Origin of the sequence: Microcoleus sp. S13C4, assembly GCF_036700865.1 — a bacterium.
Lineage (GTDB): Bacteria > Cyanobacteriota > Cyanobacteriia > Cyanobacteriales > Microcoleaceae > Microcoleus.
Genome location: NZ_JAUBPS010000036.1, coordinates 36,162 through 58,645, shown reverse-complemented (window position 1 = coordinate 58,645; position 22,484 = coordinate 36,162). Strand labels below are relative to the sequence as shown.

At 47.2% G+C, this 22,484-nt stretch carries 20 protein-coding genes and 1 tRNA gene; 14 read left to right on the top strand and 7 right to left on the bottom strand.

Going from position 1 to position 22,484, the window contains the following annotated elements; genetic code table 11:
- The first annotated feature begins 2,159 nt into the window (after nt 1–2,159).
- On the top strand, nt 2,160–3,794 hold the full coding sequence (locus QT996_RS16570) for an MBL fold metallo-hydrolase (RefSeq protein WP_333047803.1): 1,635 nt from the start codon (nt 2,160–2,162) through the stop codon (nt 3,792–3,794).
- A gap of 322 nt (nt 3,795–4,116) precedes the next feature.
- Here QT996_RS16570 and QT996_RS16565 read toward each other — a convergent pair whose 3' ends face one another.
- Entirely contained in the window at nt 4,117–4,428 is a 312-nt protein-coding gene (locus tag QT996_RS16565; RefSeq protein WP_006633466.1) for a DUF6679 family protein, read from the bottom strand.
- 608 nt (nt 4,429–5,036) lie between these two features.
- On the opposite strand from QT996_RS16565, the gene QT996_RS16560 reads away from it, so the two are divergent.
- The 7 genes from QT996_RS16560 (at nt 5,037) to QT996_RS16530 (ending at nt 10,949) form a co-directional block, all read left to right on the top strand.
- A complete protein-coding gene (locus QT996_RS16560) occupies nt 5,037–5,192 on the top strand; it encodes a hypothetical protein (RefSeq protein WP_158307982.1) in 156 nt (51 codons plus the stop codon).
- Between the two features lie 12 nt (nt 5,193–5,204).
- On the top strand, nt 5,205–7,277 hold the full coding sequence (locus QT996_RS16555; protein ID WP_333047796.1) for a CapA family protein: 2,073 nt from the start codon (nt 5,205–5,207) through the stop codon (nt 7,275–7,277).
- A gap of 135 nt (nt 7,278–7,412) precedes the next feature.
- A complete protein-coding gene (locus QT996_RS16550; protein ID WP_445243916.1) occupies nt 7,413–8,282 on the top strand; it encodes an aldose epimerase family protein in 870 nt (289 codons plus the stop codon).
- 67 nt (nt 8,283–8,349) lie between these two features.
- Nucleotides 8,350–8,421: transfer RNA gene (locus tag QT996_RS16545), tRNA-Lys, on the top strand.
- Between the two features lie 193 nt (nt 8,422–8,614).
- Nucleotides 8,615–9,694, top strand: coding sequence for a class II fructose-bisphosphate aldolase (fba, locus tag QT996_RS16540; protein WP_006633469.1), 1,080 nt, complete (start codon nt 8,615–8,617; stop codon nt 9,692–9,694).
- A gap of 266 nt (nt 9,695–9,960) precedes the next feature.
- A complete protein-coding gene (locus QT996_RS16535; RefSeq protein WP_333047794.1) occupies nt 9,961–10,137 on the top strand; it encodes a hypothetical protein in 177 nt (58 codons plus the stop codon).
- A gap of 173 nt (nt 10,138–10,310) precedes the next feature.
- On the top strand, nt 10,311–10,949 hold the full coding sequence (locus QT996_RS16530; RefSeq protein ID WP_333047793.1) for a type I restriction endonuclease: 639 nt from the start codon (nt 10,311–10,313) through the stop codon (nt 10,947–10,949).
- Here the strand turns inward: QT996_RS16530 and QT996_RS16525 are convergent.
- A complete protein-coding gene (locus QT996_RS16525) occupies nt 10,923–12,326 on the bottom strand; it encodes an NB-ARC domain-containing protein (protein WP_333047792.1) in 1,404 nt (467 codons plus the stop codon). The two genes, QT996_RS16530 and QT996_RS16525, sit on opposite strands and share 27 nt — an antisense overlap.
- Nucleotides 12,327–12,531: 205 nt before the next feature.
- Between QT996_RS16525 and QT996_RS16520 the strand changes: the two genes are divergently transcribed.
- Together QT996_RS16520 and QT996_RS16515 are read left to right on the top strand one after the other, a co-directional pair.
- A complete protein-coding gene (locus QT996_RS16520; RefSeq protein ID WP_333047791.1) occupies nt 12,532–13,113 on the top strand; it encodes an RNA polymerase subunit sigma-24 in 582 nt (193 codons plus the stop codon).
- A 378-nt stretch (nt 13,114–13,491) separates the two neighbouring features.
- The gene (locus QT996_RS16515; RefSeq protein ID WP_333047790.1) at nt 13,492–13,773 is read left to right on the top strand and encodes a hypothetical protein; all 282 of its coding nucleotides are present in this window, start codon (nt 13,492–13,494) and stop codon (nt 13,771–13,773) included.
- A 390-nt stretch (nt 13,774–14,163) separates the two neighbouring features.
- Here QT996_RS16515 and QT996_RS16510 read toward each other — a convergent pair whose 3' ends face one another.
- The 4 genes from QT996_RS16510 to QT996_RS16495 all read right to left on the bottom strand — a co-directional run bounded on the left by QT996_RS16510 (nt 14,164) and on the right by QT996_RS16495 (nt 15,967).
- On the bottom strand, nt 14,164–14,553 hold the full coding sequence (locus QT996_RS16510; RefSeq protein ID WP_333047789.1) for a PIN domain-containing protein: 390 nt from the start codon (nt 14,551–14,553) through the stop codon (nt 14,164–14,166).
- Nucleotides 14,550–14,780 carry a type II toxin-antitoxin system Phd/YefM family antitoxin gene (locus QT996_RS16505; protein WP_333047788.1) on the bottom strand — a complete coding sequence of 77 codons (231 nt, stop codon included), beginning with the start codon at nt 14,778–14,780 and terminating at the stop codon, nt 14,550–14,552. The genes QT996_RS16510 and QT996_RS16505 overlap by 4 nt, the downstream gene beginning before the upstream one ends.
- A 143-nt stretch (nt 14,781–14,923) precedes the next feature.
- Nucleotides 14,924–15,046 (bottom strand): hypothetical protein, encoded by a 123-nt coding sequence (locus QT996_RS16500; RefSeq protein ID WP_333047786.1) that lies wholly within the window; start codon nt 15,044–15,046, stop codon nt 14,924–14,926.
- Nucleotides 15,047–15,265: 219 nt separating this feature from the next.
- On the bottom strand, nt 15,266–15,967 hold the full coding sequence (locus QT996_RS16495) for an alpha/beta fold hydrolase (RefSeq protein ID WP_333047785.1): 702 nt from the start codon (nt 15,965–15,967) through the stop codon (nt 15,266–15,268).
- A 152-nt stretch (nt 15,968–16,119) separates the two neighbouring features.
- Here QT996_RS16495 and QT996_RS16490 point away from each other — a divergent pair, with 152 nt between their 5' ends.
- The 3 genes from QT996_RS16490 to QT996_RS16480 all read left to right on the top strand — a co-directional run bounded on the left by QT996_RS16490 (nt 16,120) and on the right by QT996_RS16480 (nt 20,210).
- Nucleotides 16,120–16,599 (top strand): NUDIX domain-containing protein, encoded by a 480-nt coding sequence (locus QT996_RS16490; RefSeq protein WP_333047784.1) that lies wholly within the window; start codon nt 16,120–16,122, stop codon nt 16,597–16,599.
- A gap of 574 nt (nt 16,600–17,173) precedes the next feature.
- Nucleotides 17,174–18,826 (top strand): hypothetical protein, encoded by a 1,653-nt coding sequence (locus QT996_RS16485; RefSeq protein WP_333047782.1) that lies wholly within the window; start codon nt 17,174–17,176, stop codon nt 18,824–18,826.
- A gap of 937 nt (nt 18,827–19,763) precedes the next feature.
- A complete protein-coding gene (locus QT996_RS16480; protein ID WP_333047781.1) occupies nt 19,764–20,210 on the top strand; it encodes a hypothetical protein in 447 nt (148 codons plus the stop codon).
- 219 nt (nt 20,211–20,429) lie between these two features.
- On the opposite strand, the gene pheS is transcribed toward QT996_RS16480, so the two are convergent.
- Complete coding sequence (gene pheS, locus QT996_RS16475) at nt 20,430–21,434, bottom strand: phenylalanine--tRNA ligase subunit alpha (protein WP_333047780.1); 1,005 nt, start codon at nt 21,432–21,434, stop codon at nt 20,430–20,432.
- Nucleotides 21,435–21,643: 209 nt separating this feature from the next.
- Here pheS and surE point away from each other — a divergent pair, with 209 nt between their 5' ends.
- The gene (gene surE, locus QT996_RS16470; protein WP_333047779.1) at nt 21,644–22,450 is read left to right on the top strand and encodes a 5'/3'-nucleotidase SurE; all 807 of its coding nucleotides are present in this window, start codon (nt 21,644–21,646) and stop codon (nt 22,448–22,450) included.
- Nucleotides 22,451–22,484 lie beyond the last annotated feature (34 nt).

The following is a 22,484-nucleotide window of genomic DNA, read 5'->3' as shown; positions in this document are numbered from 1 at the left end:
TTAGATTTTAGATTTTAGATTTTAGATTTTAGATTGCGAAAAAATCATATAAACTCCGTATATTACCGGATGTATTTTAGCGAAAATTGTTTTAGGGGATAGCAACTTCTCAATGCCATACTTGCCTAGCCTCAATCGCGAATCAAACATAAAGCCTTATTTTTGTTATTGCTTTTATTTATTTTTACTTTCGATGACCCGCTGATGTCAAGTTTTTTCCAACAGAATATTTGTCGTCTAACACCTTCGCTCGTTGAGGCTGGTGTCAATTGCAGGTGTTATGGGCCGTCGGCACTCTCCCAAGTCTCGCCATTAATGCCACCTCTAAAAACCAGATTTTTTGATAAAACCCGGTTTGTGCGATCGAGCTCATTTCAGCTTTAATTGCGATCTGGTACTCTTCTCTTAAACCTACGCAACAATTAAACACTCTCGAAATTAAAACTTTCGCCAGTAGTAATTATTCTCTAACAATCCCAAGCCCTTTGTTAGAATAATGACGCCGCCCCTTAAAAAATATTTCTTTAAAATCTAAAATATACCTAATTGCGCCAAAACCAATAATATTATGTATGTCTTGTATTGGTCGTTTGAGCAAGAATGCCTCCTATACAAAACACTGTATGAGTTCAAGGCTCGACCCACATTAGCTATCTTTTTACCTACTTATTTAACAGACATAAATGAGCTGAGCGAGTCCAACCCATACCACGTGAAGTGAAGCAATATTATTCATTTAAAATATTTAATGATGGCTATAAATACCGACATTTCAGCAGGTTAAATAAGTCAGTGTCGGCTTCATTCGTTAATAAACTAAACTCTATAAACTACTGGTCTCTATAGGTTGAAATTGCCAGAACGACGAGGCTCAGTCACTTATCTAGAATTTGTGCCAAGCGCAGCAGTCATTTGCTGACAACAGTCAAAAAACTGGAATCTAGCACAACTTCCATGATAATATTCGAGAACTACGATGTGATGTTTGACTTAAAACCAAGCTATTACATTCTGTTTAAGCCGCCACGGGTTAGCTGACAAACAACTCAAAAACCCCCCCCAAAAAATACCCAAATGATAAAAAAAACCGAAGATTACAGACTGGTTGTAGACTCATAGACCTGAGATTATTTCGGGCAAGTTAGTGGGATTTTTACAGGATAAATATCCTCCATTGTCGGGGGATTGATCTGGCTATGTTTGGGGTCAAACAAAAAAACACATCGTTTTTCGTTTTGTCCCCTAGTCAAGGAGCGGAGTAAAGAAACCTATTATGGGGGAGTCAGCCGATTTTAGGTTTGAGTTTTGAGACTTCGGCGAGACGTTGGGCGAGCCTTCGAGTTGCACTGAGTCGAACGATTTGAGATTTACTCCACAGATGAATCTGGAGCTTGAACAAGAGTCTAAAACTTTGGGCTGCGGGCGATTCCTGTCGGAAACTTGTATCCGTTTTTGGGCGGGGTCAGAAAGCCATTTAAACTCTCTCCTCCATAGCCACAAGGTTTGCTTAAAAGAATGTATCAAACTTTTACAAAAAAACCGAGCAAACTCATAAAGTCTCTGTCTGCCCGGACAAAAACAGTTAGCTAGCCCGATGCTGGTTCTCCGTTTTTCAGATTGGACTATACACCGCCCTCACACCCCTAAAAATGAAGATTTGTAAAGTTTTATCAAGATGTTTGGGCTTCTGAATTAAAATCTTCTCATAAAAAAGACTAGCTTTTAGCAGGCGCAAATTGTGGAAAAAGATTTACAACTCAGAATATGAGATCGAGTTCGGTACTCTTACATGGTGCAATAAAATGTAACTTTTGATGCAAGAACCAGTAGCCTGAACTTTGCCGAAGGTCGAATGCCCGTCGTGCCAATGCCTTCGGAAAATCGCTTTCTTGGCGCTGCATCAAATCTTAAGTGCAGTTACTTTCCTTGCACCAGAGCCGGAGCCTTCGAGCAAACATTTAGCTCCAGGGCTTACGCACCACAACTTTAGATAAACCTGGTTTTTTGACCGGGAGCGAGGGCGGCAACAAAGTGTTTTCGTCCATCAAATCCGGTTTCAGCGTCCTAGACTGAACTCGATCGAATGAATGCAGTCGCAACCGATGTTTAAAAGTGGCGATACTGCAAGTTGCGTGCAAAGCAGGGAGCTAACCGCAGTGATGGATCTCGATTGTTTACCTTACGGCGCAGGCCACGCACAGGAAGGGGTCTGTCTGCTAGTCCGAATGGGGCCGCACCGCATTTTACTCGACTGCGGTGTAGAGGATATTGCACCCCTGTCAGCGACACTAAATCGATCGCTGCCAGCCGATTTTGTGGTGTGTACCCACGCCCACTCTGACCATGCCAGAGGTTTGCTAGCACTCCATCAATCTTTCCCCCACTTGCCAATTTACGCCAGCGAAGTGACAGCGCGGCTGCTACCGCTCAACTGGCCAGAACTGGCTCAGCAGCCAGAGTCGCGGTTCTGTGAGGGACTGCCCTGGCACTCGCCCCTCGAAGTGCGCCCTGGACTGAGCGTGCAGTTGTTCCCGTCGGGCCATTTGCCCGGAGCGGCGACGGTGCTGCTCACTTATGCCGCCCCGCACCGCACCTACACAGTGGTTTACACCGGCGACTTTTTTCTGTCCAATTCTCGTTTGGTGGAAGGTTTGCCCCTGGGAGAACTCAGGGGCATGAAGCCGGATGTGTTAATTTTGGAAGGCAGTTACGGCACGGCGCGCCACCCTCACCGCCGACAACTGGAAAATCAGTTAGCCGATCGCATCCACCGCGCCATCGCCGACGGGTACTCGGTACTGCTGCCCGCGCCCGCGCTCGGTTTGGGTCAAGAACTGCTGATGCTGCTCCGCAGTCACCACTACTTTACTGGCCGCGACTTGGATATTTGGGTGGACGGCACTGTTGCCGACGGGTGCGACGCTTATCTGGAACTGTTACCCCAATTTCCCACTGCCGTCCAAAATTTTGCTCTGCACCAACCTTTATTTTGGGACGAAAGAGTGAAACCCCGCGTCCGCCGGCTCTGTGCCGAACAGCGCCCCGGATTGGGTTCCACGCCCTGTATTGTGATTACTGACCAAATAGCTGATTTGGCTTTGTATGTTGCCGATCACACAAATCCTTGGATTTTGCTCGCACCTCAAAAACCCGGATATCCCGTCACCGACTGGCTGGCCAACAGGCCCGAATCTGGAGTCAGAAGCGTCGAAACTTATCTGCTAGCCGAACACAGCGACGGGCCGGGGACTACCCAGCTCATCCACAATTTGCGTCCCCAGCACGTAATTTTGCTCCACGGTTCCCCTGCATATTTGGCTGACTTGGCTAACTTGGACGAGCTGCGAAACCGCTACCAGTTGCACACTCCGGCGGCCGGAACACTGGTCGAATTGCCGATCGGGGAAATGTTTTTGCAGCCCGCTATCCCGGAAACTAACTATGAGGGAGAACTCAGCGAATTGGGCACAGAGGTAGCAATTAGCTTGCCGAGTCCGATTACAGCCGATCCTCGGTGGGCTAATTTTGCCGATACCGGTTTGGTAGAAGCGCGCTGGCAAGGCGAAGAACTGGTACTGCGCGGCATCTCCCAGCGGGAACTCCTTTTTCAAGGCAGCGCCGTTCAAGCCAACCTGGAATGCTGCGGTAATTGTCAGCACTACCGCAGCCAGCGCTGTTGGAACCAGTCCAGTGCTTTGTTTGGCTTTAAAGTAACCCCCGACGGTTACTGTCCCGTGTTTAAAGCGATACCGGAGTCGGAACTTTTCCTAGATGGCGAAACAGACGGCGAATAAGCTGTCGAGTACCTAGAAACCACCCGGCAGGCCAAGAAAACAAAAAAACAGTCCTAGACGCACCCAGACAAAAAACCCTGTTTCAGCAGGGCCAGGGTGTCGCGCATTGAATTTTTAAACTACTGTGTACTTAGGCTGTTGTCGCGTGGGCAGCATATCCCGCCATCAAGCTTAAATTTAAAGGCAAAATAGCTTATGTGGTCACAACCCAGAATATGTTTCGCCTAAACCGGGTTTTTTGCATAATTTCTCCACAAAAAAGGGAGAAAAGTCGTTTTCTTTTCCCCCAAGTTTTCCTTGTGCCTCAAGCGCCAGCTCAAAACTATTCCAAATTCGAGTCCGGGTAGTGATTGCGAATTTGTTCGGCTTCGGGACAATCGTCAGAAACTAGGGGTTCGCAGTTAGTTCGGGATACCGAAGCCAACTTCTGGGACACAGCTCCAATACTTTCGAGACGCACCATTTCTTCCCAGGAGCTGATTTCGTCTTCTTCGTCGGTTTCGTAGCGCAGCGTGACTAGATCCCCTTCAATATCTAGGATACGAGCGCGCTCTATCCAACGTTGCTGATCTCGAAGAAAAATAGAAACCTCACGACCATCACAACAGAGTTGATAGATTTTGCGCTGTAGCATTTGTCAGTTCTCCTGCGCAGTGTAACTTGCTTAAAATATGGCCTGTTTACCGTAACGTACTTTGGGTTTTACATCGGAAGGCACAGCCGTGTGGACTGGCCAGTTTCACGTTTTCCGCAACTTTGGTACCGATGGGAGTTACCAAATTTGATTTTACCACCAAATCTATCTAGTACGCCATTTATCCAATTACAGGTTGTGCAGCCAGTGGCATCCCTCGTGAGAGACATTTGCCAGCCGAGATCGAAGCATTAGGACTTGACGACGGCACGCGATTAACAGCGACAATAACAACAGACTCTGCCTCAAAAATCTCGCTCTCTTTTGCCTCAAGTCCCGCAGAAATGTATTGTCTCGACGTTTGTTTTATCGCTCACCAACGCCTCTTGGCTCAATCTCAAATCTTAAATCTCAAAGCGAAAGCTTTAAAGCGACACTCAAACAGCGACAATAAAAACAGGCTCTGCCTCAAAAATCTCGCTCTTTTCTACCTCAACTTCCCCAGAAACCTTTTGTTTCGACGTTTGTTCTGGCCTTGAGTACCCTCTGTGAACTCAATCTAAAATCTAAAATCTAAAATCTCAAATCTCAAATCAACAGACTGGAGTGTGATAAAAATCACTGACAGCAGGCAGCCCCTAAATGTAGAAAATGGTGGCGGCCAACAACTAGCTTCAAAACGGGCAGCGGAACCTGTGGCGGTTAAGCTAAAAGAATTGCGGTTCCGTTCAAAACAAATTGGAGTCATTGCTCGTGCGTATTAAGGAGGCTAATTGATGGTGTACGCAGAAAATTGGTCGCAGCCGTCTATCTTGGAGCTAGCGCGATCGGGCAACTTTCAAGCCCTGAATTACTGGATTGACAGCTTGCTGCGCCCCGAAGGGATTTATGCCCGCGTCGAACAGGCTCAGGCCGGCTGCGTCCAAATCCTCGTAGAATTCCAGCGCGAATTTGCGCCAGATAGTACATTACTCGGCAGCACTATCCGGGAAGGCTTAGTCAAATTTATTTGCCACCAACTCTGGAGACTCAACTCGCCAGCAGTAGAAGGAGTGCGAATTCACGCGCGCTTGGCTGGGGATGCAGACATTCTCTGGAAACAGTCAGTGCGAATTGTGACTCCAGCAAACCGCCAGCGGCGGCGTTACCGTTCCCTACCGATCGTCGATTGGGTTAAATTTAAAACGTATCGTTCTCTGCTGCTAGTGGGATCGGCACTTGCCTCATTTATTTTAGGGTGTTGGGTCAGCTACCACGAGGCTATAACCCTGCAGTTAGTATCTCCAGTATCCGGCTACCAGCAAACTGCGGTAATGTCGGGGCCGCCTCCAAAACGTGCGGATACGGTGCAAGCGGCCTTAGAAGTGGTACCAGTAGTACAGCAAAAGCAAGTTGCTAATCCTTACGACCCAACAGTAACGCTGATGTTCGGAGGAAATGTGAATCTATCGGATGCACTCGGAGCATCTGCTGCCAACGATCACCAATGGGCTTTCGCCAATATGGACGAGTATCGGCAAGCAGATGTGGCGATGGTTAACCTAGAAAACTCCCTGACTCGCTCTACATTGGGGTCGGGCAAAAAACAATTAAATTTTAAAGCCGATCCAGAAGCGGTGAAAGTATTAACAGCCGGAGGAGTGGATATTGTCAATCTGGCAAATAGCCGCGCTATGGATTACGAGGAACCGGGGCTGGTGGAGACGATGAATACTCTAGATAATAGTGGGATTCAACACCTGGGAGCCGGCAGAGATATTAAAGAAGCGAGGCGTCCAGATATTATTGAAGTTAAGGGTCAACGGATTGCCTACCTCAGTTATTACGATGCCGAGCTTAACGTCGCTGACCAAGGGAAAGCGGGCACTAACCCCCGCCGTAACAATCGCGTGGCCGAGGATATTCGAGCTATTAGGGGTCAGGTAGACTGGATTATTGTTAATTACCACTGGGGAGTCGAATTGGCAGATTATCCGGGGGACTGGCAGATTGATTTGGCTCGGTTCACGATCGACCAAGGAGCTGATTTGGTAGTGGGACACCATCCCCAGGTATTGCAAGGTGCAGAAATTTATAAGGGCCGCCCGATAGTTTACTCGCTGGGTAATTTTATATTCGGCGGGAATGCTCGCAGGGATTACGATACCGCAGTCCTGAAAGTATCGCTCAAAGACAGGAATATGAAGGTAGAGTTTCTGCCTGTGGAGGTGAAAAAGTTTCAGCCGAAGGTGGTGAAGGGAGCCGCAGCCGATCGCATCCTCAAACGCGTCGAGCAAATTTCTAGTATTTTCGATCGACCGATGGGATCTTCTGTAGTTCTCGATGCCCTAGTCCAGCCAGGAGCGGCATCAAAAACTCCAAATTCTCCATTGCCAGGATCAGCAAAGAGCGGTACATACCAGCCCGGACGAGGTTCCGGGGGAACCTCGGGTGAAAGCAATCTGCCAAGCCCCGGACAACCCAAACCTACTTTGATTTTGCCGGCTTTGCCGGCTGCGCCCCAACAACCGGACAACTCCTCATTTTTCCCGAACGGGACAGGGCCTGCAATTGAATCAAACCCGCCTGCGAATCAAAATTTGCCGCGCATCTACCCCACTCAACCTCAAAATCCCAGCCGGGAACCAGAGCCGTTTACAAAAGAGCCATTCATCAAAGAACCGTTTATTTCGCCCCCATCTCCCAGTCAAGGAGCAGTGCCGAGTCCCCAAAGCTATCTTCCCCCCAGGGCTGTATCTTTTGAAGTCGCACTCAAACAGCAGCCCACCTCAGCGATCGTTCCAGGTAGCAGCAGCAAACGCTCCAAGCACCGGCTCGCCCTGCCTCCTATAGCTGGGAGCATTGGTTAGCCGGCAGGGGTCGGAGTGAGGATGCAGGGGGAGGATAGGGGCGGTAATGGGTGGAACATCAACATACCAGCGACCAATTATTAATGACCGATTTACTGACAACCAATGATCAATGACCTACTACCGATGACAAATGTGTTTGCGATCGCGCTCAAGCAAAAGCAGTACAAAACCTATATCCTCTCCGACGAAACCGCTAACTCTACTCTAGAAGTTGTGCCGGAACGGGGCGGTATTGCCACTAGCTGGCTGGTTGAAGGCAAAGAAATCTTGTACTTGGACGCGGAACGGTTCGCCAATCCCGATCTGACTGTACGTGGCGGGATTCCCATCCTGTTTCCCATCTGCAGCAATCTCCCCGACAATACTTACACGCACAAGGGAGTGGAGCGTCAGCTCAAACAGCACGGCTTTGCTCGAGACTTGCCTTGGACAATAGGCGAACAAGTTACGGAGGGTTGCGCCGCTCTTACGCTAATTCTCGATAGCTGCGACAAGACGCTGGCTGTTTATCCCTTTGATTTCCAACTAGCCTTCACTTATCAGATTAAAGGCAATTCTTTGGAAATTTTTCAGCGATACACCAATCTGTCTGCAGAACCCATGCCGTTTTCTAGTGGTTTGCACCCCTACTTTTTGGCGACGGACAAATCTAAGCTGCGCTTTGATATTCCGGGGATGCAGTACAGAGATCAGAACACCCATCAAAAGGGTTACTTCACTGGGGTTTTTGACCCGACGTTGGATGAAATTGATGTTTCCTTTGACGAACTCACTGGTCTTGCTGCTACTGTCACTGACGCGGCGAGCGGCTTGCGGCTTACCCTCAGTTACAACTCCAGCTATGGGAAGTTGGTTTTCTGGATGGTGAAGGGCAAGGATTTTTACTGTTTGGAACCTTGGACTGCTCCTCGCAATGCCCTCAATACTGGCGAACACATGATTTATTTGCAGCCGGGAGCGACTTGCCAGATGCTGGTTCGCATGACTGCAAATTTTATTTAAAAAACACTTGCTATTTCAAATGAGGGGTGCTACTATTAGAAATTGTGTGCGGTAACAATGTTTTCGCGGGTCGCTAGCTCAGCGGTAGAGCATTCGGCTTTTAACCGATTGGTCTCGGGTTCAAATCCCGGGCGACCCATAAAAAATTTGTGAGCTAAAAATTTTGAGTTTTGAGTGGAATGCTCGGAACTCAAAATTTTGTTTTTTGAACTTTTAAGTAAATCTGGAAAGATAGTGCGCGATCGGTGGCAAATTGTCTTAATATTATCGTAAGAATTGAGCTTGTTCAAAATTCACTGCCCAAAAATCACAAATAATTAGGAGGAATATCTATGGCGCTTGTACCTATGCGATTGCTGCTCGACCACGCGGCTGAAAATGGTTACGGCCTACCGGCTTACAACGTCAACAACATGGAGCAAATCCAAGCGATCATGCGCGCTGCTGACGAAACCAACAGCCCTGTGATTCTGCAAGCTTCTCGCGGCGCTCGCTCCTACGCTGGCGAAAATTTCCTGCGCCACTTGATTTTGGCAGCAGTTGAAACCTATCCTCACATTCCCATTTCCATGCACCAAGACCACGGCAATGCCCCCGGCACTTGCTATTCTGCCATGCGCCAAGGTTTCACCAGCGTCATGATGGACGGTTCTCTGGAAGCGGATGCTAAGACTCCCGCTAGCTACGAGTACAACGTTCAAGTTACTCGCGATGTGGTGAATGTTGCTCATTCGATCGGCGTTAGCGTTGAAGGCGAACTGGGTTGCTTGGGTTCTCTGGAAACAGGGATGGGCGAAGCAGAAGACGGCCACGGCTTTGAAGGTGCGCTTTCTCACGATCAGTTGCTGACAGATCCTGAACAAGCTGTGGATTTCGTTGAGCAAACCGGCGTTGATGCTCTAGCAGTCGCGATCGGCACTTCTCACGGCGCTTACAAGTTCACTCGCAAGCCGACTGGCGAAATTTTGGCAATCAGCCGCATTGAAGAAATTCACCGCCGCTTGCCGAATACTCACTTGGTAATGCACGGTTCTTCTTCTGTGCCCCAAGAATTGCTGGAAATCATCAACAGCAACGGTGGCAAAATCCGCGAAACCTACGGCGTACCTGTGGAAGAAATCCAAAAGGGTATCAAGTGCGGCGTTCGCAAGATCAATATCGATACTGACAACCGTTTGGCGATTACTGCTGCGGTGCGCGAAGCTTTGTTTGCCAAGCCCGATGAGTTTGATCCCCGCCACTTCTTGAAGCCGTCGATCAAGTATATGCAGAAGGTTTGTAGCGATCGTTATAACTCTTTCGGTTGCGCTGGTCACGGTACAAAAATTAAGCAAGTGTCTTTGGACGATTTTGCAGCTAAGTATGCTAAGGGCGAATTGAGCTCTTCTGCTAAGAAAACTGTAGCTGTTTAAGAATTTTAGGTTTTAGATTTTAGATTTGTCTAAAGTCTAAAGTTAGGATTGCCGGGTAGCTTTGAAGTTGCCCGGTTTTTGTTTTTGAGAGTTTATCAGCAATTGGGCTGAAAACCCCATCCTTTTAGAATGACTTTTTCTTGCCCTGAGTATATTGTATTATGAGAGCAAGAAGAGAGTTTAAATCCCATTGCGGGGAAAAGTGAATAGCAACTTATATCGAACTCAGGTTAATATTAAGTAAGCAACAGTTGAGGATGTAATTTATGAATACTGATTTGTTTCGCAAGATTACTCAAACACTCAAACAGCAATTTCCGAAGGCTACTGATGAATCTCTGATGCAAAAAGCGCATGAGATGTATGAAGCTGAAATGCAACGAAGGTCAACGCTTTCTGGATCTGAAAAGCTTCGCGCAAAACTTGAAGACAAACTTCTTTGAAAATTTCATTGGGAGAAACTGTCTGATCGTGACGCTGAAGACACCATATTTACTGTCATTGTGTAAGTCCTATTTGCAAAGATTCTGCTGCGGCGATCGCAGTTTCCCTATTTTTGCTTACAAGGAAGCTAATTTTCCTTGGAAATTCAACCGTTTGAATCAAAGGTGAACGAATGGCAAAGGTTATTGCAGTTACAGAAGCTATTAAAAGCCAAGAGGAGGCTGAATCAAGGTTGAATTTGAGCCGAACTGAGGATGAGGCTTTTTTTACAGAGTGGCAAGCCCAATTGCCAAGTCTCAGCGATTCTGAACAGACTGCTTTGGATACGCTACGACGCAGATTGCTATATCATAGGGCCGATGGAGAATTGTTAGAAGGGGCAGTGACTTTGCTGGTGGCATCACCTTTGTTAGAACTGGCGGGATTCTACGATCCACCTTTCAGGATGAAGGCTGAAGCTGCTATCGAAATTGCGATCGATGATGGGGAAGAAACCCTGCGCGGACGAATTGATATTTTGATTTTGCAGAATCAGCTTTGGGTAATGGTTTTGGAGTGTAAGAAGACTACGATTTCGACGCGATCGGCATTACCCCAAGCATTAGCATACATGATGGAAAATCCTGATTTGGATAAACCGAGATTTGGTATGTTGACGAATGGCGATGATGTGTTGTTTGTGAAACTCAAGGCTCAACCTACAGCCCAATACGGGTTATCGCGGGCATTTTCGATTTATACTGTGCGAAGTGAATTGCGATCGGCTTTTCAAGTCTTGAAGCATTTAGGGCAAGGCATCACTACCGTCTAAGTTACGGTGAAGGTATTGCCTCAGTACAGGTGAAACCGTGTAAAAATTTGTTTGTTGTTCAATCAAGCCGCGCCGCGATAGAGATTGCAGCGCATTTAGCAAATCTGAAGCCGGAATTATCTCATTTTCTAGCAATTTTGCCCGGTTGATTGGCTGGCTTTCTTTCGCTAACAAGGAGATTACTTGTTTTTCCAGTTCCGATAGGCGATCGTACTGCTGCTGCAAAATATCTTTCAAATCTTCGGGCAACAATATGGTATCATTTGGTAATAACTCTGTCACGCCTCCTCCCAAGTCTTGAATCAGATTCGCCACGCTTTTTAACCATAGGGGGTTGCCTTGGTAACGATGAATGAGTGCTTCACTGTTGTCGCTTTCTTCTAACCCATACTCTCTCAGAATTTCCCGTGCGGCTGCGATGTCTAAACCTTTGAGTTGTAAGGTACGAATGGCAGTATTTTGGTTCTTAACTTGAGTCACTTCTCTCGGCTGTTCCCAACCGATTAACAGAAAGCAGCTTTGATGGGATAATTTTTCTATTTGTTTGAATAAAGTGCGATAGTCTTCGTATTCTGGTTTATATTTTCCTGCCAGTTCGCCGCTACAGAAAAGGTTGTGAACGTCATCTAAGACGATTAAACAGCGATGGTTTTGTAAATACTTAATCAGGGGTAAGCGTTTTTGGTTTGTTGGGGATGAATCTTGTTTTTCGGAATGGGAAAAAAGCTGTGTTAGGTTAGATTGAAATTTATCGATGGTGGGGAACTCGTCTAGTGTGTACCAAACTGCGTACTCAAACTCGTCTTTAATTTGTTGCACGAGTTGCACAGCTAAGGTGGTTTTGCCGATACCGCTGATGCCGGTGAGGGTGATAAGGCGACAGCGTTGTTGTAAAATCCATGTGGTGAGGGTGTGGAGTTCGGGAGTGCGATCGTAGAAATCACGCAACTCGGGCATTTCGCTTAAATCTTGATGCGAAGTTTTAGTTGGTTTTGAGTTAGATGTTTCCTCATTTGGTGGGTGTGAGTTTGGTATATTTGGCGGGTGTCTAGCTTCTCCACAGATGTTAACGCTGTTAATTTGCACCGATTCTTCTTGTGCAACGTTTAAATATATTGAAATTTCCAACCTCTCCATTGCCGAACGAAAATTCTTTTTATTTACATCTTCCCCTAAGTCTTCTGAAAGTATCTGCCATAATTCCGATCCGATTTCCCTGATACGACTTTCAGAACAGTTAAAATCTTTAGCTATTTCTTTGTATGTCTCGCGTTGTAGAGTTCCCCGCAGTACCGCTTCCTGTAAATCGTCAAGGTGCTGACCTGTTTTCTCGAAAACTATGCGATCGGCGACATTTAACATTTCTTTAAGATTCATCTGGCAGGGAGATGCGAGAGTTTTATGTATTCTAGCTCACAACTGCCAACATTTTCGTACATTTTCGTACATTGTTGTACAAACTTAGATTAAAGTTAAAGTTAAAGAGAGGGAAAAATGGCGACAAAATAGAACATTTTTGGGCTAGACAAACCTTTAATTTATTAAGGATAATGGAACAAGTATTAAAAGGATAAATTGATTTATGAATTGGGAAGATTTTGCCAGTAAAGCAGGTGAAGAAGTTGTAGAAAATGTTGTAGAAAAAACTATGGGAATTAATGGAAATACAGTCAAAACAGTCAAAGCGGTTGCAGAAACTGGTGCTGCGGTAGGTGCGGCTGCCAGTGCTGCTACCGGGTTGACTGTTGCAGCAACTTCAGGAGCAGGAATTACTTCTGGTCTAGCTGCGGCAGGTGGTGTGGTTGGTGGTGGCATGGCGGCGGCTCCTGCGGTATTAGCAGCAGGTCCAGCTTATCTTGGGGCAAAAATAATGAATGAAACTTTGTTCAAAGAGCAATCAAACTTGTCTGAGGAAGAGAATGATGCTCGTGCAGCGGCAAGAACAGCTACAAACATTGGGGCTGCTGCTGGTCTAGTTGGTGCTGGTGCTGTAACGGTAGCTGGCGGTGCTTCTGGTGCTGCCATTATGGGCACTCTTGCTGGTATCGGTGGTGCTGTCGGGGGAGGTGCAATTGCTGGTACTGCCATAGTTGCTGCTGCACCTGTTGCTGCGGCGGCTGCTATTGGATACGGAATATATAAACTGTTTGGAGGTAAAGGGTAAAGATACTTAGTTCAGTTTGAATTGGTAGGTTGGGTTTCCTGTTGCAACCCAACCTTCATCAGCGTTTAGTCTGGCTTTAGTATTTCCTCGCACCTCGCAGCAAATATCAGAAAACTGCCAGCGATTGAAAAGGTAAGCTTGGCTATCTATATGCAGCCAATATTACAGCGTTGGGTTATAGGTTCTGTTTCGTAGCTTTGGAGTATACGGATGTTTGGTTGGCTATCTGAACTATTTAATTGGTTTTTCAGACTATGGAATCGGTTGGATGATAAAACGAAAGGTAAAATTATAGAGGAAGTTGTCAAGTCATTTGAAAAGCTGCTTCGTTCTTTTTATGGGTCGTGGAAAAATCGCCATACCAAGTGAGAATAAGTGATGAGTAATTTTAAGGAACTTATGGATGAGATTGAGCAATCACCTACTCAATCAGTGATGAGTAATTTTAAGGAACTTATGGATGAGATTGAGCAATCACCTACTCAATCAGTGATGAGTAATTTTAAGGAATTTATGGATGAGATTAAGCAATCACCTACTCAATCACTGCCAAAATCGGATTTAACTCTTCCATGCCTTCAAATGGCTTTAACAGCAGGAACTTTCCTTATGTTGACGCCCTTCTCATTTTCAAATAATGAAAAGCAAAAATTCTCATAAGAGGTGTCGAGCTTAATTCACAATGAGTCTTTTTTATCTGACTTGAGCAATCAAATTGGTCAACCTTTAGAGCAGGAATCTGAAGATGACTTCGTGAAACGCGGTAGCAATAGGTTAAGAAAGATGCTTTATGAGAGATTTGGCATCAAAGGTTGAATGGATATAATGTTCAGGCTTGTCGAAGTAGTCGCAGCATAACTTAGTGCGCTCGCCCATCTTGCCTATTCCGTTGACACTCGTGTTACCCAACCTCTTTTTCCACTCACAATCTGATCCATTTCCACCATTTCAAAGGGCTATGGTTGCACTCCAGGCGTGAAGCGTAGCTATCCAATAGGGAATCGTCCCAGCAAAAAAATGGCGATCGCCTACAAAAATATAGAATGTTGCCTAACTGAGTGTTTGTAGCACCGAATTACCTGTAAGGTTGGCATCAACTGTAGCTAATTTTAACCCATAGTAAATGGCTGTGGCGGCAATAAATCGGTCTCCGGGGTCTTGATGGGGTAGTGAAATCTCGCGACTTAAAATGGCAATGGCGTGATTCATTTGGGCTTCACGAGTTTCCAGAGTTTTTAAAGCTAAGTTAACCCATGTAACTGGATCGGGCTGTAAAGATATCCTTCCTTTTTCTGCAAGAATGAGCGTCTCCCAAATGCTAATTGGACTCAGCCAAAGTTCAGTATTAGGATCGGCGATCGCGGTTTGAAGTTGAAGCGATAGGCGTTGATCGCCGAGTAAATACCAAAGCCAAATGTGGGTATCGAGTAAAAGTTTCATTCTAAAACTTCCCATAGTTCGGCGACAGGAGAAATTAAATCTCCTAATATTTCACCGCTGCCTTTCATTGTGCCAAACACGGGGCGTGGGGTTTGGGTAGTGGCAGGATAGATAATCACTAATGGTTTCCCTTCATGGATGATGGTGAGGGGAGTTTTGGTACGTTCGACCTCTATAAGTAGAGTCTGGAGGGTTTGAGGTAATTCAGTCGTGGTAATTTGTGCCATTTGTTCACCTTTGACAATCTTATTCTATTTCTACTATGATAATGCGAGGATTAGATGGAAAGCGATGCTTGAGTGAAAAAAGTGCGATCGCCCCTCGCACCAAATACCAAACACTGCGATGATTCTACGGAGTGCGATCGCACCTAATCATCATTGCTAATTTGCGATCGACCTCCGGCATCAATTCTCAACAAAGCACCCGGCTGAAATTCGTTATCTGCATCCAAGCACACAGTAGCATTGTCGCCCAATTCCACCCCAGCCAACCTCTAATTTGATTGTGTGGTTCGCCGTGACTTCTGAATCTTACCGATGATGCCACATAAAATATTTTTTCACTCTATTGAGTTAGCGATAAAAATTTAAGTGAACATAGCACCGCGGGGGAGAGTTTAGCCACACTAAACTCGCTCCTAATATCAAATTATAACTAAATCTACCCCTTAAACCTTCTCCTTCTTCCTTCGCGTCTTCGTGGTTCATTTCTAACCCAAATACTCAATCCAAGCCGGCAAAACCTCCGGCGAACCGTACCACTTCCCCGGAGAACGAGGGGAATGCCAAACCCCCTCCAACACCAAATTTTCGGCCCCGTCCAAAACAGCAGCTTCCACCGGCGTAATTCCATCACCCCAAGTTTCGCCTTTCCCCACAGTCAACTCATAACTTTTATAAGCCAGCCAAGTCCCAAAACCGCGCTTGCCAAAAACAGCCTTCCCAGCAGCGCACACGTAGCGCACCTGCGGGTGAAAAGCCCCCGGATAGTGAATTTTGACAAAATCTAGATTTTTGCGCGTCCAGCGCTCTTGAGAGACGTGCGGCGTGCCTAAAGTGATTAAAGTATTCACACATGGGTGAGCTTCCCACAAACCCGCGTCCTCAAGCACGTCGCCGTGAATTGTGTAAGGCTTTTCGCCCAAATAGATGCGAGAAATCCAGCCGCCGGCGGAATGACCAACGAGATTGATCTGGGGAACGCCGTATTGCTGTAACATTTGTTTGACCGTGCGATCGAGCTGTCGCAAAATTGGCACCATCGACCGCCCGCCAAAAGTCGGCAACCAATCTCCCTTGCCTAGAGGCACTGTTACTGTTGGGAAACCTCGATCGACCAGAGACTTTTCTAATTCGCGATAGTCGGAAGCAGCAGCAAAATATCCTGGTAAAATCACGGTTGGTAATGGCATTGTCAATTTTAGATTTTAAATTTTAGATTTTAGATTTTGCGGCCGGAGTGCTACGATCTGTTTTTCAAGTTCAAAGACGCTTGCCGAAGCATCCTTTGGATTACTAACATCTGCCGCTCGTTAAACCTTTTGCTTAGGGAATATCTACTTCTATGGCTCGCGAGCCGATTCAAACATGGTATTTTACCCTAGTTGTCGTTCACTTAGAAGACCGTTTTCTACTGGTACAAGAGCGCAAGCACGAGCAGCAGTGGTATCTCCCAGCAGGGCGAGTGGAAAAAGGGGAAACTTTGCTGGAAGCTGCTATGCGTAATACGCTTGAGGAAGCGGGCATTTCCATCATCGTTGAGGGAATTCTCAGGGTAGAACACACAGTAATGCCTAGGGGCAATGTGCGCCTCCGAGTCATTTTTGTGGCTCGTCCACAAGATAAGACGCCGCCCAAGAGTAAGCCCGATGAGCATACTTTGTGCGCTGGCTGGTATTCTCTCAAGGAATTAGACCAGTTGTCGTTGCGGGGAGAGGAAGTTCGAGAAATGTTTCAATATATGGCAAGCGGCGCTCCAATTTATCCCATTGACTTGCTCACCATCGAGGGAGCTCCTTTTAAAAATTACCGCTATCGCTGGTGAATCCATTGATTTTGGATTTGGGATTTTGGATTTTGGATTTGATAATTACTTCCACGGATGAATCCGGTTGTGTAACCGAATTGGAAACAGCGGTCGATCCGTTTGCTCGATCGTGTTTAATGAATTAGTTGGGCTTCAGACCCCGGAAAAAGACGGTATAGCAGCGGTGCAGTCTGTTTTTTAGCTCGCCCCAGTCCGGCCCGCCTGACGCCCGCTGACCATTCTCAACAATATCTGATAAACCGCGTATAGGATTCGGCCAAAGGCATTAAGCAAGAAAAAAAATGGTTTGAGCAATTAACAACGTCCTTACCCTATTGGCGACTGCTATACAAGCGTGGAACCAGGCAAAAACCGGGTTTCTACGCTTGAGTGCTTGATGTGAGGGTCGCGAAATCTCCCTAAAAGTCGATCGGGCAATTTCGATACCGACCGTGCTAAAATTATACCTTTGAATTCTCCAACAGCCACTTTTAAAATCACTCAAAAAAAATATCAATTAATAACTATTAACTTCCAATTCCCAATTATCAATTCTCAATTACCAATTACCAATTCCCCATTCCACATAGTCATGACTGACTCTTCCTCCCTAGCCAACACCCTTTCCGAACCGCTGCGCCAGCCTTTTTGGTGGGCAGCCCTAGCTTCTGTCAGCCTTCACGGAGTGCTCGGAGTAAGTGCCCCGACGATCTCAAAAATAATTTATGGTGGTGGAAATTCCTCAAAAAATATCCCCGGTTCCGTCGGGTTAGTAGAGCTAACTCCCGCAGAGGCCGGCCGCCTGCCACAAACCATACCACCGCGCCCGTCTAATACGCGATTTACGCCGTTTTCGATCGCACCAGTTCCCCTTCGGCCAGCGCCAAAGTTAGCCCCGCCCTTGCCTCCCGCACCTGATACCATCAACTTGCCCGCCATGCCGCCGGGAATGCCCCCTCCTGGATTCTTTTCCCCTCTGCCTTCTTCCCCTCTCCCGCCCTTAACGGCCCCAACAGCCCCGCCACCTCCCAAAACTCCATCCCCAACAGTCAGAGCCCCCTCCCAGCCAACACCCACTTTCGTCCCACCTGTACCTCCCAGCGGTTTGCTTTTCCCACCCTTACCTGGTAATTTCGATCGCAATATCCCGCCACCGCCACCATCGCTGCCAGAAGCGCCCCAGCTTCCCGGCGGCTCGGAAGATGAAGCAGAGACGCTCAAAAAGCTCATAGCCAGTAGAGGCGGACTCCCACTATTTCCAGACGGAGCTCCCGTCTTTACCCCGGAATTCCCAATTGCCGGCAGGAATGTGGGACCCGATGGAGTACCAAAATTGACTCAAAAAGATCCGAATAAAAGGAATCTCATCGCAGAAACTCCCGAAGAAAGAATCAGGAGGCAACAATTTGAAGAGGGACAGCGACAGCTAGGACAGTCCGGCCAACCGGGTTCAAACTTACCCACCGACAGAGAGACACAGCTTGCGGCTGCAAATACCTATGTTGCTTTGTTTGAGAAATTCAAAAAGGCTTATCCTGACTTGGAAATGACGGGGCCGACTCCTGTGAATGTCCCTTATCCCGTAACCGCTTGCTCGCAAAAACTCCAAGGAACAGCAGTTTTTGGAGCAGTTGTCAGCCCTCAAGGCTTGCTCAAGGCAGAGCCTCAGCCGATCGTCCCCACGGGTTACGGTATTCTCGATAATGCGGCTAAAATTGCGATTATTAGCCCTTCCCTAACATTTGCCGCAGCCAGCACGCACAAGCTTTACCAACTGGCTGTCGAGTTTAAGTACGACGAAAAAGTTTGCAGTGGCATTCCTCTCACCCCAACCAGGCCCAACCCACCAGGCCAGCAGCAGCCAGCGCCCGCCCCGACAGCGCCCAGACCAACAGCCCAGCCGCCCTCCCCAGCGCCTACTGAAGTGAAACCGCAGTTTGAGAAGCCGCCGGCCCCCTCCACCAAACCGCAGCCCGGGGCCAAACCGTCGCCGCCCGCACCCAAGCCCGGGGCTCAACCGTCGCCCTCGCGTGAACCGAAACCAGCCGCGGAACAGTCGCCTTCTCCTCAACCGCACCCGGGTGAAAAGTCCCCGCAGCCGGAAGCTGCGCCTTCTCCGGCCCCGGAAGTGTCGCCATCGCCGGAAGCTGCGCCTTCTCCTGCCGCCGAAGTGTCGCCATCTCCGGCCCCGGAAGTGTCGCCATCGTCGGAAACTGCGCCTTCTCCTGCCGCTACCGAAAATTAATTGGCCATCGGTAATTGGCAATCTGGTATGGGAATGGGTAATATCCAATCTGCTTGCTTCAATATTGTGAGTCTTGCTTAAAGAGTCGCATCCGCAAAAAACTGGATCAGTTTGATTATTTACCAGATGCAATAGAGAATGTCTTACGCTTGGTGTCCGATGCCGACGAAAGCGGTTGCTATACTTTTAGGGAATTAACGAATGAGAGATTTATCTTAAATTGAGCTTGAATATATCGATCGCTCCTGTTATTGGGAAAGCGATCGCTTATTCAGCAAGCCCTAATTATTTACGCTCGATTTTTTAATGTAACGCTTGTACATTCCTCCACTCATTGCCTTTTCTCTCAAGTCCCATCGAAAGAAAAATACTGGACGAGGCGATCGCACCTGCGGAATGTGGGTTCCGCCTGTGGAGTCATATCAATTCCGGTTGCATCGGAATAGTCAAATCCAGTCAACAATCAACAATTACCGATGGAGGGTGCAACCGGATTTGATATCATTCATCTGCGTTAATCTGTATTTATCTGCCCTCATCTGCGGTAAAAAAAAGATAATTTATCGGACCGCAGATGACAAGGGATTGACGCTGATTCACGCAGATGCAGATCGGAGATATATGAATAATTCCGCTCCTAACAGATTTGATATCACTTGTTTAATATTTAATCTAAAATCTACAATTTACAATCTACTCACCCAAGTTCAAGATTCCCAATGGCGGTTGTGGAGTCAAATCTCAAATCTCAAATCTCAAATCTCAAATCTCAAGTCTCAAATCTACAATTGACGGACTTTCCTGGCTGGAATCTATCAAAAGAGGGAACTTTTTTAACCGCTCGTCGGTGGATAACCTCTATCTAGAGAACGGTTACGCCGATCGCTCTGATCGAGTAAAAATAGAATGTCATATCTCCTTTCTCCTTTTGTATTCTATGAAACTGAATTCTTTTACGAAACGGCTTTCGACTTTAGGACGCTTGATGGCTACAACTGTGCTTTGCGTGTCAGCGATGGCCTTCGTGTGGTCTGGTGCGTTCTTCTCGAACACTGCAGCAATGGCATCTCCTGCTGTAAACTTGATCGCAGCAGCAGATGCGGGCGATGGGGTTCAAGAAAAAGCCAGCAAAGATGCTGGACGAACCAAGAATTTCATCCGAGATACAGAAGAGAAGGTTAAGGAAACTGCCAAGACAAATGCTGCTAAAGTCGATCGAGCATCGGAGGATGGTAGTGTCGTAGAGCGCAAAGCTAAGAAAGATGCGGCAACAATTGAGAAAAGAGCATCGGAAGATTCAGCTCGGACTCAGAAAGCAGTAGATAATACCAAGAATGCTGTCGAGAGCGCTGTTGACAGCATCAAGGGTGTTTTTAGCAAGTAGACAATAAATAAGTAGGTAAGCGCAAAAAAACAATAATATCTTGCAGGGGCTTGTAGGGGCGGTTTTAGGGCTTATCTACAGTAAGGGCGAGTCGATCGTTGCAGAACCCGCCCTCTCCCCAAGTAATGTTTATTTGTACTTACTTACTTGAAACTGAAAGATTGAGGTACATTGACCAAGACCTCTAGAGGGTTGGTAGAACCGACCCCAAACCATGCTTTAAAATTGCCGCAAAAAGCGCAAGTCGCTAGCATAAACCCGGCGAATGTCGTCGATTTCATAAAGTACCATTGCGAACCGCTCGACACCAAAACCGGCCGCAAACCCAGTATATTTTTCTGGATCTAAACCGACTCCTTTAAGAACGTTAGGATCGACCGTTCCGCAGCCCAAAACTTCCAGCCATTTGCCGTTCCACTGCAAATCAACTTCGGCAGAAGGTTCCGTAAATGGAAAGTAACTCGTGCGGAAACGGATGGGCAAATCTTGCCCGAACATTTGCCGCAAAAATTCTTTAATTGTGCCTTTCAAGTCAGTAAATGTTAGACCTTCATCAATTGCTAAAAGTTCAATCTGGTGGAAGACTGCCGCGTGAGTAGCATCGACAGTATCGCGGCGGTAAACGCGGCCGGGAGAGACAATCCGAATCGGTGGTTTGTGCTGTTCCATGTAGCGAATTTGCACTGATGATGTCTGAGTCCGCAGCAAGTCGCCGCCTGGCAAGTAAAATGTATCTTGCATATCCCGCGCTGGGTGGTCTGGCGGGGTGTTGAGCGCCTCGAAGTTGTAATAATCTGTTTCTATTTCCGGGCCGTTGGCGACGGTATAGCCGAGGCCGACAAAGATATCGAGAGCGCGGTCTATGACGGCGTTTAAGGGGTGAATACGGCCTTGGGGACGAAAAATCCCCGGCATGGTGACATCAATGGTTTCTGAGGCTAATTTGGCTCCAATTTGGGCGGTTTGGAGGGCGGCGCGCTTGTCTTCTAAATCGGCTTGCAGAGCTTCTTTTACAGTATTGGCGATCGCACCTACTTTGGGCCGCTGGTCTGGCGACAGTTTGCCCATCATGCCTAAAATTTGAGAGAGTTGGCCTTTTTTGCCGAGGTAGCCGACGCGCAACTGTTCGAGTTGTTCGAGGGTATTGGCAGTGGCGATCGCACTTTTGGACTCTTGACCGAGGGTTTCTAGTTGAGTTTCAATGTCGCTTAGCTGGACAGTCATTTTGATTTTAGATTTTAGATTTTAGATTTTAGATTGAGGGCGGTTTTGGGCCAAGTTGAGTTTAGCGCAATTTTGGCTCGACAGTATTGTTGATTTTATATTTTAGATTTTCGGTATTTACGGATAATTCGTAATAAGTAATGGGATGTTAGAGCGATCGCCGTAGTTGAATCTAGTTTAGTATTGTTATAAGGCCTATAAAAATTTCAATGAAACTTTTAATTAGCAACGACGACGGCATCTTTGCACAAGGCATTCGTAGCCTCGCCAACGCTCTCGCCGCCGCTGGCCACGACGTGAGCGTAGTTTGTCCCGACAGAGAGCGCTCTGCTACCGGCCACGGCCTTACCCTGCACCAACCCATCCGCGCCGAAATTGTCGAATCTATTTTTGATCCCGCAGTCCAAGCTTGGGCCTGTTCGGGCACTCCCGCCGACTGCGTAAAACTTGCTTTGTGGGCTTTACTTGACAAACCTCCGGATTTTGTTCTTTCCGGTATCAACCACGGGCCCAATTTAGGCACGGATATCATCTGTTCGGGTACGGTTTCTGCTGCAATGGAAGGAATTATGGAAGGCATTCCCAGCATTGCTTTTAGCCTCGCCAGCTTTACTTCGCAGGAATTTGGGCCGGCGGTGGATTTCGCTGTCACCTTGCTGGCACAGTTGGAAAAACAGCCAATGCCGAAACCGGTACTGTTGAATGTCAACATACCTGCTGTGACACAAGCAGAAATTACCGGAGTTGCGATCGCCCGTCAAGGCATTCGCCGCTATTTCGACATATTTCAAAAGCGCACTGATCCGCGCGGCAAAACTTATTATTGGCTAGCTGGGGAATTGTTAGAAGATGTAGAAGAAGTCCATGATCCGGCAGTGCCGCATGATATTCCTACGGACGTACAAGCTATTCGCGACAATAAAATTACCGTTACTCCGCTGCAGTACAATCTCACCTGTGCTCCAGACTTGCACTCGTTGCGGGATTGGCAAGTTGAAGGTTTTCCCAAGCAGTGAGCTCCGATTGACCCGATCGGAGCGGTAAACTAAG

Coding starts and splice junctions, on each gene's coding strand:
- pheS (WP_333047780.1), bottom strand. CDS start 21,434: ATGACTGTCCAGCTAAGCGACATTGAAACTCAACTAGAAACCCTCGGT.
- surE (WP_333047779.1), top strand. CDS start 21,644: ATGAAACTTTTAATTAGCAACGACGACGGCATCTTTGCACAAGGCATT.
- QT996_RS16480 (WP_333047781.1), top strand. CDS start 19,764: ATGAAACTGAATTCTTTTACGAAACGGCTTTCGACTTTAGGACGCTTG.
- QT996_RS16525 (WP_333047792.1), bottom strand. CDS start 12,326: ATGAATCTTAAAGAAATGTTAAATGTCGCCGATCGCATAGTTTTCGAG.
- QT996_RS16530 (WP_333047793.1), top strand. CDS start 10,311: ATGGCAAAGGTTATTGCAGTTACAGAAGCTATTAAAAGCCAAGAGGAG.
- fba (WP_006633469.1), top strand. CDS start 8,615: ATGGCGCTTGTACCTATGCGATTGCTGCTCGACCACGCGGCTGAAAAT.
- QT996_RS16515 (WP_333047790.1), top strand. CDS start 13,492: ATGAGTAATTTTAAGGAACTTATGGATGAGATTGAGCAATCACCTACT.
- QT996_RS16570 (WP_333047803.1), top strand. CDS start 2,160: ATGGATCTCGATTGTTTACCTTACGGCGCAGGCCACGCACAGGAAGGG.
- QT996_RS16520 (WP_333047791.1), top strand. CDS start 12,532: ATGAATTGGGAAGATTTTGCCAGTAAAGCAGGTGAAGAAGTTGTAGAA.
- QT996_RS16485 (WP_333047782.1), top strand. CDS start 17,174: ATGACTGACTCTTCCTCCCTAGCCAACACCCTTTCCGAACCGCTGCGC.
- QT996_RS16535 (WP_333047794.1), top strand. CDS start 9,961: ATGAATACTGATTTGTTTCGCAAGATTACTCAAACACTCAAACAGCAA.
- QT996_RS16490 (WP_333047784.1), top strand. CDS start 16,120: ATGGCTCGCGAGCCGATTCAAACATGGTATTTTACCCTAGTTGTCGTT.
- QT996_RS16555 (WP_333047796.1), top strand. CDS start 5,205: ATGGTGTACGCAGAAAATTGGTCGCAGCCGTCTATCTTGGAGCTAGCG.
- QT996_RS16510 (WP_333047789.1), bottom strand. CDS start 14,553: ATGAAACTTTTACTCGATACCCACATTTGGCTTTGGTATTTACTCGGC.
- QT996_RS16565 (WP_006633466.1), bottom strand. CDS start 4,428: ATGCTACAGCGCAAAATCTATCAACTCTGTTGTGATGGTCGTGAGGTT.
- QT996_RS16505 (WP_333047788.1), bottom strand. CDS start 14,780: ATGGCACAAATTACCACGACTGAATTACCTCAAACCCTCCAGACTCTA.
- QT996_RS16495 (WP_333047785.1), bottom strand. CDS start 15,967: ATGCCATTACCAACCGTGATTTTACCAGGATATTTTGCTGCTGCTTCC.